The 11,774-nt window shown below is 53.7% G+C and carries 11 protein-coding genes; 6 read left to right on the top strand and 5 right to left on the bottom strand.

Annotated features, from left to right (window positions below):
- Positions 1-251: 251 nt before the first annotated feature.
- Positions 252-608 carry a hypothetical protein gene (locus WKK33_RS04410; RefSeq protein ID WP_309437992.1) on the bottom strand — a complete coding sequence of 119 codons (357 nt, stop codon included), beginning with the start codon at positions 606-608 and terminating at the stop codon, positions 252-254.
- Positions 605-2,059: an aminoacyl-histidine dipeptidase gene (locus WKK33_RS04405; RefSeq protein ID WP_337932665.1), complete on the bottom strand. Its 1,455-nt coding sequence runs from the start codon at positions 2,057-2,059 to the stop codon at positions 605-607. Before WKK33_RS04405 ends, WKK33_RS04410 begins: the two co-directional genes overlap by 4 nt.
- A gap of 105 nt (positions 2,060-2,164) precedes the next feature.
- Between WKK33_RS04405 and WKK33_RS04400 the strand changes: the two genes are divergently transcribed.
- The 3 genes from WKK33_RS04400 to WKK33_RS04390 all read left to right on the top strand — a co-directional run bounded on the left by WKK33_RS04400 (position 2,165) and on the right by WKK33_RS04390 (position 4,234).
- Positions 2,165-2,362, top strand: coding sequence for a hypothetical protein (locus tag WKK33_RS04400; protein WP_215760690.1), 198 nt, complete (start codon positions 2,165-2,167; stop codon positions 2,360-2,362).
- A gap of 35 nt (positions 2,363-2,397) precedes the next feature.
- Positions 2,398-3,009: an OmpH family outer membrane protein gene (locus tag WKK33_RS04395; RefSeq protein ID WP_215760691.1), complete on the top strand. Its 612-nt coding sequence runs from the start codon at positions 2,398-2,400 to the stop codon at positions 3,007-3,009.
- A 268-nt stretch (positions 3,010-3,277) separates the two neighbouring features.
- Complete coding sequence (locus tag WKK33_RS04390; RefSeq protein WP_337932664.1) at positions 3,278-4,234, top strand: cation diffusion facilitator family transporter; 957 nt, start codon at positions 3,278-3,280, stop codon at positions 4,232-4,234.
- Positions 4,235-4,243: 9 nt separating this feature from the next.
- On the opposite strand, the gene WKK33_RS04385 is transcribed toward WKK33_RS04390, so the two are convergent.
- Positions 4,244-5,518, bottom strand: a complete 1,275-nt coding sequence (locus WKK33_RS04385; protein WP_337932663.1) for a beta-mannosidase — start codon at positions 5,516-5,518, stop codon at positions 4,244-4,246.
- A 93-nt stretch (positions 5,519-5,611) separates the two neighbouring features.
- Here WKK33_RS04385 and WKK33_RS04380 point away from each other — a divergent pair, with 93 nt between their 5' ends.
- The 3 genes from WKK33_RS04380 (at position 5,612) to WKK33_RS04370 (ending at position 9,672) form a co-directional block, all read left to right on the top strand.
- Positions 5,612-7,588, top strand: coding sequence for a transglutaminase domain-containing protein (locus WKK33_RS04380; RefSeq protein WP_337932662.1), 1,977 nt, complete (start codon positions 5,612-5,614; stop codon positions 7,586-7,588).
- A gap of 83 nt (positions 7,589-7,671) precedes the next feature.
- Positions 7,672-8,379, top strand: a complete 708-nt coding sequence (locus WKK33_RS04375; RefSeq protein WP_337932661.1) for a copper homeostasis protein CutC — start codon at positions 7,672-7,674, stop codon at positions 8,377-8,379.
- 33 nt (positions 8,380-8,412) lie between these two features.
- A complete protein-coding gene (locus WKK33_RS04370) occupies positions 8,413-9,672 on the top strand; it encodes a clostripain-related cysteine peptidase (protein ID WP_337932660.1) in 1,260 nt (419 codons plus the stop codon).
- Positions 9,673-10,310: 638 nt separating this feature from the next.
- Here WKK33_RS04370 and WKK33_RS04365 read toward each other — a convergent pair.
- Complete coding sequence (locus tag WKK33_RS04365) at positions 10,311-10,922, bottom strand: transposase (RefSeq protein ID WP_337932659.1); 612 nt, start codon at positions 10,920-10,922, stop codon at positions 10,311-10,313.
- A complete protein-coding gene (locus WKK33_RS04360) occupies positions 10,919-11,521 on the bottom strand; it encodes a DUF2971 domain-containing protein (RefSeq protein ID WP_337932658.1) in 603 nt (200 codons plus the stop codon). The genes WKK33_RS04365 and WKK33_RS04360 overlap by 4 nt, the downstream gene beginning before the upstream one ends.
- Between the last annotated feature and the right edge of the window lie 253 nt (positions 11,522-11,774).

The raw sequence follows: 11,774 nt of genomic DNA, 5'->3' as shown, positions 1-11,774 counted from the left end.
CTTTATTTGATGAATTTTAATAACTATGCGATTTTATCGCATCAGTACTAATGCTCCTTCATTTACAATGATCCTTCACCTTATTATATTGTAGGGAGGAATTCTTGGGATCGGATAGATGCGTCTTCCTCGCCTGAGGGCTGATGCCTCTTTCCCATGCCTTAGGTGTTCTCTGGTTTGACTGCAGATGCCCCGTTCTCTGGCCTTTGGCACGCCCTTCTCTAACAACAGGCATTCCCTTACGGCAGGTTTTAGTTTTCCTTATATGAGACGATGCCTGTCAACTTGTCGTTGAGGTAGAAGGTTTGCTTGATGGTGTCGTTGCCGATGGCATATCTCACGTTGAGGAAGAGCAACTTCTGCGACGGCTTGGCGTAAGCCTCTTGCCCTTTTACCTTGTTCGATGCGTTTTTGCGCATGACCTGCACCATGGAGTCGGAAACGAAGAAAGTGGAGTCGAGACGACCCCACTGTACGACATCATAATCGTTGATGCCCATTTGCGTGGTCATAAACTCCTCGACCATGTTCTTGGCATCATGACTCTGTCCGCACCCTGTGAAGAGGGTGGCGAACAGAGCCATCATGGTTATGAATGATTTTCTCATGCCTTTGCAGGAATGTTCTTCAGAATCTCAAGCATGTGGTCCCAAACCATCTGAACGGTTGGGATGTACAAGCACTCGTCGGGGGTGTGAACGTTGCGGAGCGTAGGACCGAACGACACCATGTCGAGGTGCGGATACTTTTCCGAGAACAGGCCACACTCCAGTCCGGCGTGTATGCCCTTCACGATGGGGGCTTTTCCGAAGAGCTTCTTGTAAGCTGCCACGGTAACTTCCACCAACTTCGAGTTGGGGTTCATCTTCCATGCGGGATAGCCATCGTTCTGTATCACCTCAGCGCCAGCCAGTTGGAAGGTGGCCTTCACCGAGTTGGCCATGTTGGTGAGGTTGCTCATCACGTTAGAGCGCTGACTGCTCACAATGATGACCTTCTCCTCCTCGCTCTGCACGCTTGCTATGTTGCTCGATGTTTCCACCATCTTGGCCAAAGCCTCGTCCTGGCACATGGCGAGCACGCCGTTGTCAACAGCCTGGATGGCGCGGATGAGGTTCACGCTCACGTTCTTGGGCATAACGGTTTGGGCGTCGGCGCTACCGAGCGACCATTCCATGTTGCCGTCGGTTACGTGGAACTCGTCCTCCACGTCTTTCTGGAAGATGTTCCAGTCGGCCTTCACCTCTTCCTTCTTATCGGCGGGCACGGCGAAGATGATCTTTCCGTCGCGCGGGATGGCGTTGTGCATCTTGCCCGAGTTCCACTGGGCCAGACGAAGATCCATCTTCTCTTGCTCCATGTAGAGGAAACGGCACAGAATCTTGATGGCGTTGGCGCGCTTCTTGTCGATGTCGTCGCCCGAGTGGCCACCATTGAGGCCTTTCAGCGTACCCTCCATGAAGAAGTAGCCCTTGGGAGCCTCTTCGCGTGTGAAGGTGAAGTTGGCAGATGTGTTGATGCCGCCAGCGCAAGATACGAAGATCTGGCCCTCGTCCTCAGAGTCGAGGTTGATGAGATAGTTGCCAGTCATGAAGCCACCCTTCATGCCGAAGGCGCCTGTCAGTCCCGTCTCCTCGTCGCGTGTGAACACACACTCGATGGGACCGTGCTCAATGTCGTCGGCGTCGAGCAGGGCCAGCTCAATGGCGCATCCAATGCCGTCGTCGGCACCCAGCGTGGTGCCCTTGGCGCGCATCCACTCGCCATCAACGTATGTCTGGATGGGGTCTTTGTGGAAGTCGATGTCCACGTCGACGAGCTTGTCGCACACCATGTCCATGTGACTTTGCAGAATGGTGGTTTGGCGATCCTCGTGGCCCTTGGTGCCGGGCTTGCGTATGAGTACGTTGCCGGTCTCGTCGACCAATGTCTCCAGTCCGTGATCCTCTCCGAACTTCTTCAGGTAAGCAATCATCGCGTCCTCATGCTTTGAGGGGCGAGGGATCTGATTGATTTTAGCAAATTGCTCGAAAACACGAGCAGGTTTCAATTCTGCCATAATGCTTGTTTTTATAAAGGTTTATCAAATTTTTCTTTGCACTTTCCACTTTTTGCCTTAACTTTGCAATATTATTGTGCATCTTGCACTGCAAAAGTAACAAAAATGACTGAAACTTTGCTATTAAGCGTGTTAATTATTGCTATTGCCGTTGGGTTGTTGTCCGTAAAGGTTATTTTTAAGAAGAATGGCCGTTTCGAGTCGCAACACATCCACGATAGTCAGGCCATGAAAGATCGTGGCATCCACTGTGTGCTCGACCAAGACAGAGAGGCTCAGTCGAAGAAGCCGTTGCTTTCGTAACCCCGTGAATAATAACAAAACTACATAATTGAGAAATGAAGAAGAACATCATTCTTTCCGTGGCTCTTGCAGCTGCGACAACGATGGGTCTTGTCTCATGCGACAAGAGCAGTCCTAAGATGGACGACAAGACTCCCGCCTCTGCCCAGAAGTCGGGCGAGTGCGCCAAGATTGCTTACGTGGAGGTCGACTCCATCATGACGCAGTATAAGTTCTGCAAGGAGTATAGCAAGATCTTGGAGACCAAGGGTAACAACATCCAGAAGACATTGGCTACCAAGCAGCAGCAGCTGCAGGCCGCAGCCGCCAACTTCCAGCAGAAGATTCAGCAGAACGCATATACCCGCGAGCAGGCAGAGGCCATCCAGGCTGGCTTGCAGAAGCAGAACAACGACCTGCAGGTGCTCAACCAGCGTTTGAGCGCCGAGTTCCAGACCGAGACCGATAACTTCAACAAGGCTCTGCACGACTCGTTGCAGCACTATTTGGCTTTCTACAACAAGGACAAGAAGTATAGCCTCATCTTCTCGAAGCAAGGCGACAACCTGCTCTATGCCGACAAGGCCTACGACATCACCAACGAGGTGGTGGCTGGCTTGAACAAGGCTTACAAGGGCAAGGCTACCGCCGACAAGGCTAAGAAATAAGCACTCTATATAATTATGGTGTGAAAAGCGGCAAACGGCCGTCAACCGAACAATCTCGCAAGTCAGCAAGTAGTTGCCGACCTGCGGGATTTTTTCATAGAGTACATTTTCCAACCCCCAATCGGTCCTCAGGCCAAAGCGGAAGATTTGTTGGGCTCATCCAGCATTTCAATCCTTAACATAGCATGGTCGATGGGGAATGTAGATTTATAACAGATTGTAATTCAGTAGGATGAAAGAAGCCGATCGCTTCTTTAGGAGGTTATAAATGACGAACAAGAACGAAAGAAAAGCCGATGGATCCGACCGCGTGAGAGAGGTTTATAAGGTAACCTTGGCTGGTAGTGTCATCAATGTGGTGTTGCTCGCGCTGAAGTTTGCCGCGGGCATCTTAGGCCATTCGGCGGCCATGATCGCCGACGCCATCCATTCGCTCACCGATTTCGCCACCGATGTGGTGGTGTTGGTGTTTGTGAAGTTGGGAAGTAAACCGCAGGACGAGGACCACGATTACGGGCACGGCAAGTACGAGACGTTGGCCACGGCCATCATCGGATTGTCGCTCCTGGTGGTGGGCTTGATGATTTGCTATTCGGGCGTGGTCAAGACCTATCAGGCCATCTGTGGCGTGCAGTTGCAGCAGCCAGGCGTGGTGGCCTTGGTCGCCGCCATAGCGAGCATCGCTCTGAAAGAGTGGGCCTATCAGTTCACGGTGCGCGTCGGTCGCAAGTATCATTCTGAGGCCGTGGTGGCCAATGCCTGGCACCATCGGAGCGACGCCTTGTCGAGCGTCGGCACCATGGTGGGCATAGGTGGCGCCATCTTGTTGGGTGAGCGCTGGGCCGTGCTCGATCCGCTTGCCGCCATCGTGGTGAGCGCCTTCATCATCAAGGCCGCTTGGGCATTGGTGATGCAGTCGGTGAAGGAACTTACCGACGCCAGCCTGCCCGAGGCGGAGGAGAACGAGATCGTGAGGATCGCCAATGAGGAGGAGGGCGTGCGTGAAGTGCACAACCTTCGCACCCGTCGCATTGGCAACAACATCGCCGTCGAGATGCACATACGCATGCCCGGTTCCTTGTCGCTCTATGAGGCGCATGAGCATGCCACCGACATAGAACGCCGGCTAAGGACCCACTTTGGTGAGGGCACCATCGTAAACATCCACCTTGAGCCCATCAAGGTGAATGGGCAGTATGAGGCGCCCCGACAGACGAAGGAATAAGGAATGCGGTTATTCGTCGCAATCGAACACCGAGTATAGTCCCTGCTCCTCTTGGGCGGGGTCGGCGGTGTAAGCATCCCATCGTTGCCAACGGTCGTGGGGTGGTCGAGCCTCCCCGGCCCATCCCCAGAAGTTCTTGCCGGCCAAGGGCAGGGTGGCGATAAAGCGGTAGTAGGCTTTGCGGGCCGTTACGGGTGTGCCGGGCCGTATGTCGTAGTTGTCGCGCGGATACCCATATTCCTCCAACACGATGGGCTTTCCCAAGGGCGCGAGGATTCGCCGGTTGAGGTCGATGTACGCTTCCGACCGCCTGATGGCGTTGGCCAATGAGTCTTGGGGAGCGGTTATGCCGTTGCGTTGCTTGCAGTTGGCCGTCTCGGCGATGGCCGGTCCACACCATCCCCAGTTGTTGGGCCAACAATGGAGGCAACAATAATCGATCTCGGCAAAGGCGTGAACCTCACGCAGCAGGGCCGAGTCGCGTGCGCAACCATAGTAGCCCTCGCTGCCCGTGGTCACGAGGTGGTTGGGGTCGAGGCGTTTGATGAGCTTGGCCTGTGCGCCAATCCATTGGACAAACGACCGTTTGATGGCCGCCTTCTCCTTGTCGCTGAGCAAGCCGCATTGCACGAAGGGGCGCGGCTCGTTGCATAGTTCCCACGCCATGATGGCCGTGCTCTCGGCATAGGGCTTGCCTGTGATGGTGTTGGTGCGTCCCACCATGAACCTCACGTGGTTGGCGGCCAGTCGCATGGCCTTTTTGTTGCGTGTAAACTGCGCATGGTATTTCTGAAACCCATCCCAGTCCTTGCTTCCGTCGGGTGCCTGTCCCATGCCTGCCCATTCCAGGTAGGTGCCGAAGCCTCCGCTCCAGTCCCATGAGTTGTTGAGATAGAGCACGCAGGTCATGCCGCGCTTTTCCAGTTGGGCCACAAAGAAGTCGAGTCCGGCCAGCAACGTGTCGTTGTAAACGCCTGCCTGGGGTTGCAGCGAGGGCCACGTGTGCGAGGGTCGCTCCGACAATCCGTCGGATCCTCCTGCCAAGGCGCGTATGTTCATGATGCCGCGTCGTTTCAACTCGTCGAGCTCGCGCACCAGCCGGGCGCGGTCGCCTCCCTGTCCGGTGCTGCCAAGGATGGCGGCATACCACATGTTGGTGCCGTTGAACGTGTAGGGTTTTCCGTCGCGTGTGAAATGGTCGCCGTCGATCTTTACGAAGCCTTGGGCCATGGTGGTGATGGCCCCGAAAACCAGAAGTGTGGCGATGTAGAGAATGCGTTTCATGTTGGTAAGGTAAATTGTTTGGCTACAAAGTTATAGAAATATTTGGATTATTGGCCATATCATTGTAATTTTGACGAAAATTAAAAACCACCTATGAAAAGAACCATGCTGGCCGCTTTCGTTTTTGCGGCAATGAGCCTGCCCTTATCGGCGCAGACCGAGGCTGAGAGCCTTGCTTTCCTTTATAAGAACATGTCGACCCCCGACAGCGTTGATTACCCCAAGTCCTACTGGCAGAAGCAGGTGCGCATGGCGCTGAAGGCCCGTTCGCAGATGGCGTGGGGCCGTAGCGTTCCGCGATGGGAGTTTGAACATTTCGTACTTCCTGTGCGAGTGAACAACGAGGCGTTGGACGATGCGCGCGAAATCATCTATAAGGAGTTGGCTCCGCGCCTCAAGGGCCTCACCATGGAGCAAGCCGCCTTGGAGGTGAACCACTGGTGTCACGAGAAGGTGAGCTATCGGCCGAGCGACGGACGCACGTCGGCTCCGTTGGCCACCATGCGCAATAGCATTGGCCGTTGTGGCGAGGAGAGCACCTTCACGGTGTCGGCTTTGCGTGCCGTGGGCATTCCCGCCCGTCAGGTTTATTGTCCCCGTTGGGCCCATACCGACGATAACCATGCTTGGGTAGAGGTGTGGGTCGATGGCAAGTGGCGCTTCATGGGTGCGTGCGAGCCCGAGGCCACCTTAGACAAGGGATGGTTCAACTGGGCCGCCAGCCGTGCCATGCTCATCCGTGGCTACGATTATGAGGGCCACGAGATCGCCACCACAGCCACCTATGCGCCCACCAAGACCTTGAGGGTAAGGGTGGTCGATGCGCAGGGTGCGCCGATCGCCAACGCCACCGTCGACTTCCGCCTTTACAACTATTCGGAGTTCTACCCCCTGTCGACCGTCACCACCGACGCCGAGGGCCGTGCCGCCTTCACCACGGGCTATGGCGATTTGCAGGTATGGGTGAGCGCCAATGGCAAGTATGGTGTGAAGAAGGCCGATGGCTACACCACCGAGCTGACCATCACGCCCTGCTACCAACCGGGTAGCGCATGGGTGGAGGAGTACGATTGGCATGTTCCCACCACCGTGCTTGAGGAGCCCGACCGCAGCATCGTCGACACCGTAAGCGCCAATGGTCGCCGCCTGGTGGCCGAGGATAAGATACGTACGGCCTATCAGCAGGCGGCTTTCTACCAGGGCGACAACGAGGTGCTGAAAAAGGCGCGCAGCAACTGGAGGGTGATGGATAAGTTCCTGAAGGAGAAGAACCCCAAGGCCTCGCTGGTGCTTCAGGGCCTGAGCGAGAAAGACCTGCGCGACGTTACGCTCGACGTGTTGCACGACGCTTGCCTGCTGAACGATGAGGCGTTGCGGAGTGGGGGAGTGCGCGTCTCTACCGAGCATCTCCGTCCCTTTGTGGGCTACCTGCAGAAGCGCTTGCCCAAGATGACGGCCCAGCAATGGATAGCCTGGGTGGAGAAGCATATCCAGGTCGACAACGCCAACAACCCCAAGCAACTCTTTGTTTCCGTGGTGGGCGTTTACAACCGCCGCAAGTGCGATGCGCGCAGCCGTGAGCTCTTCACCGTGGCAGGTGCCCGCGCCCTTGGCATGCGTGCCATGCTCGACCCGTTAGGCAAGGCCATGGTGGCCGATGGCGACACGTGGCTCCGCCTCGCCGATCAGCAGAACGCCGAGCCGCAAGGGGCGCAAGGCGTGCTGAAGCTCGATGTTCCCGCCCAGGTCATGTATTATCATGGCTACACCATCTCGCAGCTGGTGGACGGTCGTCCCATGCCGCTCGACTATGCCGACGACGATCCCACCGTTACCGAGAAGTTCCGCAAGGGTCTCAACCTCCCCGCGGGCGATTATCTGCTCACCACGGGCACGCGCCTCAAGGGTGGCGACGTGCTCACCCATAGCGTGATGTTCTCGTTGAAGGCGGGCCAAACCACCGAAGTGCCGGTCTACTTCCGTACCAGTTCGCGTAGCGTGAAGAGCGACTTGCAACTCGACGATAGCGAGAAGAACGCAAGCGCCACATCCGTTCAGAGCGCACAATAACCCATTCATCCTTAGGCCCTTCGCTTCTCTCGTTGCAGAAAAGTGGAGGGCCTAAGCCATAACCGTTTCATTTCAAGAAAACCATGATATTAGAAGTTTGCTGCGGTAACATCGAGAGTGTGAAGGGTGCCATCGAGGGTGGCGCCGACCGCATAGAGTTGTGCCGCGACCTGGAGCTCGACGGCCTTACGCCCCATAGGGAGATGATACGCGAGGCGGTGCGCCTTTGCCGACCCGCCGGTGTGGTGGTGCATGTGCTCATCCGCTCGCGCGAGGGCCATTTCGTTTACACCGACGCCGAGGTGGCCGAGATGGCTGGCGAGATACGCATGGCCGTGGCCGAGGGTGTCGATGGGGTGGTTGTGGGCGCCCTTACGGCCGATGGCGACATCGATCTCGACGCATGCCGCCAGTGGGTGGAGGCCGTGGGGCCGACCGATGGCCACAGGTGCCGCAACATCACCTTCCACCGCGCTTTCGATGTGTGTCGCCATCCGTTGGAGGCCATGGAGCAAATCGCGCAGGTGGGGTGTAACCGCATCCTCACCTCTGGCCAGCAACCCACGGCCGAGGCGGGCATACCCTTGTTGAGGCAGATGGTTGGCAAGGCGCATGAGCTCTCCGCCACGATGGGACGCCCGTTCACCATCCTGTGTGGCGCTGGCGTAACTCCCGAGAACGCCGCCCACATCCTGAAGGCTACGGGTGCCACGGAGATCCACGGCTCCCTGCGCACGGGCTTGGTGTCGGATGCCGAGAAAATCCGAACCGTCAAAACAGCATGCCGCTAATTCGTACCTTTGCATCGTAAACAAAATCCTCTTATGACCCTATTCCGTTTCTCCCCATTGCGCCACGCCACCAAGACTCTGGCAGCGCTTCTCTCCTTCCTGCTGACCGTAGGCGCGCTATTGGCCAGTTGTGCCAACGACGACCCCGTCAACGTCAACGAGATCAACAAGCAGACCGTTTTGGTGTTTATGCCGTGGACGGGCAACGACAACGGCGACCAAGGACTATACCATGCTTTCCAACAGAACCTCGACAGCATAGAGCGGGCCATCGTGGCCAACCGCGGCTACGCGGGACGCTTGGTGGTGTTTGTCAGTACGTCGGCCCAGGCGTCTCAGATGTATGAGGTTACCTACGAGCGCGGCGTGCTTGCCCACACCCCGCTCAAGACCTACACGGGCCACAGCTACACCACGGCGGAGGGCATCGCGCAGATCCTCAACGACGTGAAGGACCATGCGTTCGCACTCAACTACGCCATGATTGTTGGCGGACATGGATGTGGATGGACGCGCATTGCCGACTGGGACAATTATCCCTCCTGCGCCAAGCGGGCGCCCCTGCCTGTGGGCGGCGACGCATCGGCCAACCCACAGACGCGCTTCTTCGGGTCGGTCACCGCCAACGCTTACGCCATCGACGTTGCGACGCTCGCCGAGGGCATCCGCCAGGCGGGCGTGAAGCTGCAATACCTGTTGTTCGACAACTGTTACATGGCCAACGTGGAGACGGCCTACGCCCTGCGCCACGCCACCAACTGGCTCGTGGCCTCCACCTCCGAGATCATGGCCATGGGCATGCCCTACGCCGCCATGTGGCGATACCTCGGATCGGCCACACCCTCCTATGGCAACATGGTGAGCACCTTCCACACGTTCTATGAGGCGTACCCCACGCCCAGTGGTGCCCTGTCGGCCATCGACTGCCGACAGATGGACGCCCTGGCTTCCATCATGCGAAACATCAACAGCCGTTATGCCTTGCCACAGGCAATGGTCGACTCGCTGCAGGTGCTCGACGGATTCGCCACACCCTTGTTCTTCGACCTCGGCGATTATGTGGACCACCTCTGCGCCAACGCCACCCTGCTCAGCGACTTCCACGCCCAGCTCAAGCGCGCCGTGCCCTATGCAGCCTCCACACAGACGCTCTACTCCTACCTCTACGACCATCCCGTCTACATTCCCGTCAACACGTTCAGCGGCATCACCATCTCCGACCCAAGCACCAGTAGTGTGGCAGAAAAAGGGAAGAAGAGCACGGAGTGGTGGAAGGCTACGCACGAGGAATAGGTCCGGCGGGCGGGTCAACGCTCATAGGTGCCCCACTCCCCCAAACAGAAATTCTCCCAATGCCTCCCTACGCTCTGTGGGGATGGCAATGAGAGGCGTGTGATAGGGTGGGAATTGATTGGGCGGAATTTTATTAACAAACTATATAGCAATCTACACATTTCTTTTGAGCGCCCCGGCTTTTCATTTCAAATACGTGATTCTCGGCATAGTAATACAAGATATTGATAATTAGAGTGTTACGAATATCTTGTCCGTCATGGTGCATCCCAGCCTTCGTTATGCGTTGCGGTTAGGTATCTTTCGAATCTTCGAACCTGCCTAACCGTCGTGCGAAAGCTACCTGATCGAGTGTTGAAACATGCCAAACTGCAAGTCGAAACATGCCAAATGTCAAAGGCGGTCTCTATTCTGTAATCGAAAATCTTACAAAATCTTCAATTATGTTCTCTGGTTCGTCCGAAAACCCAGACCAACTTTTTAACCAAATGACTTGACGTTTCTCAGATTATTATGTAGTGCAATTGTGACTTACTCAGATCTACTGTGATTTTTATGTAGATGCATAGAGGGGTATGTCTTTTAATGAATAATAGTGGCAACTTGATGATTGAAAATTGCCTAGTAGTTTGTAAAGTCTAAAAGCTAAGAATTGGATACAAGTGTTTTTGCTTGCCTCTTGCGTTCTCGGCAGTGAATTGCCGGTCCACTCCTTTCTGACTTTCGTTTCTGTCCTGTTGCCAGTTCTTGAGTTCGACATTGAGATCCTCCAACTTATCAATCCGTTGCTTGCCAAGGCACTGCTTCGTCAGCGCGGCCAGCTCTATCTCTGCGATGTCAAGTCTGCTGCCATGCTTGGGTGTATGATGGAACTCAAAACGTTTGGCAAGTCTCAGTGCCTCAGCCGGTGGAAACGCTTCGTAGAATGAACTTTTGTCGTGCGTATTCAGATTGTCACACACCATTATAATCTTTTCTGCTTGCGGATAGACGTTGTCGGCTATGTGCTTCATCTGTCTGACCCAGTTTACCTTCGTACGATGCTCCAAAGCCGTAACATAGCGGAACCCGGCGAGAGGCTCGGTAAACAGGAAGATACTGCATGTTCCGTTTCGGATGTATTCGCTGTCTTGAATATAGGAACCGTCCTTTTTGCGTCGCCCTTTCGCGCATCCGCGAACAGCTGCAAGGGCTTCTCGTCCATGCAAACAACTGGGTAACGCGCGTGATACGGGCGGTATATTATTCATATATCATAACCAAAATCAATATCATCTCTTGTTAATTTTTTAACTTTAATATTGGGATTTATTGAGTTAATCAATTTTGTGTAAAAAGATACATCCGCTCTTGACATTTTCATTCCTAAAAATATGGTGTCAATTTTAATCTTAATATAGTTTTGAAGTGGATTTGATTTAATGAATCTAACTTCATCTTCATGTTTCCACTGAGGTGATTTAATTTTTAGTATCTCATCTACAGTTATGTCTATTGCATTAATTTGGACTGGATTCTTATTGTAAGTTACATCTATTTTTTTCCAGGACTTAGAGGTGATGGATAGTTTTATACAGCAACCTTTATGCTCGTCTGCATAGACAGACCACATAAGCCCATTAGTATATTTCTTTGATAAAGAGCAAATCAACGTATTCGCTTTTTCACTCCTCAAAGTGTTTATAAAATCCCTTGAAATAGCAGGATCGTATAAGAAGAAACCTTCCATAGGATCATTTAATTCAATATATTTTGCTGCATATAATCGATTGTTGATTAATATATCAATAAATCGTTTTAGATTTGAAAGACTCCTATATTTATAAAACTCTGTCATAATTATTTTCATAAAATATTGTGATAGATTGCATTTGTGTATTTTTAGCTTGTAGCTAAAAACCATATTAATAAAATTAATGACACAATAAATGGACCACAAAGAGCAATAAACAGGCATCCCTTATTAGTTGATTCTGCTTTCTTCTTGGAAATCTCATAATCGGGTGTCTTTTTCCAAGCATCCCAAAGCATATCAAATAATAATTCTTGAAATACTAGTGATGCGATATTAATCGCTTAACTATAGTTATATATTTGATATT

The sequence above is a fragment of the Hallella sp. genome, from assembly GCF_037460745.1.
GTDB classification, from domain to species: Bacteria; Bacteroidota; Bacteroidia; order Bacteroidales; family Bacteroidaceae; genus Prevotella; species Prevotella faecis.
Note: the sequence above shows the minus strand (reverse complement) of the source record. Positions and strands in the feature narration are given on the sequence as shown.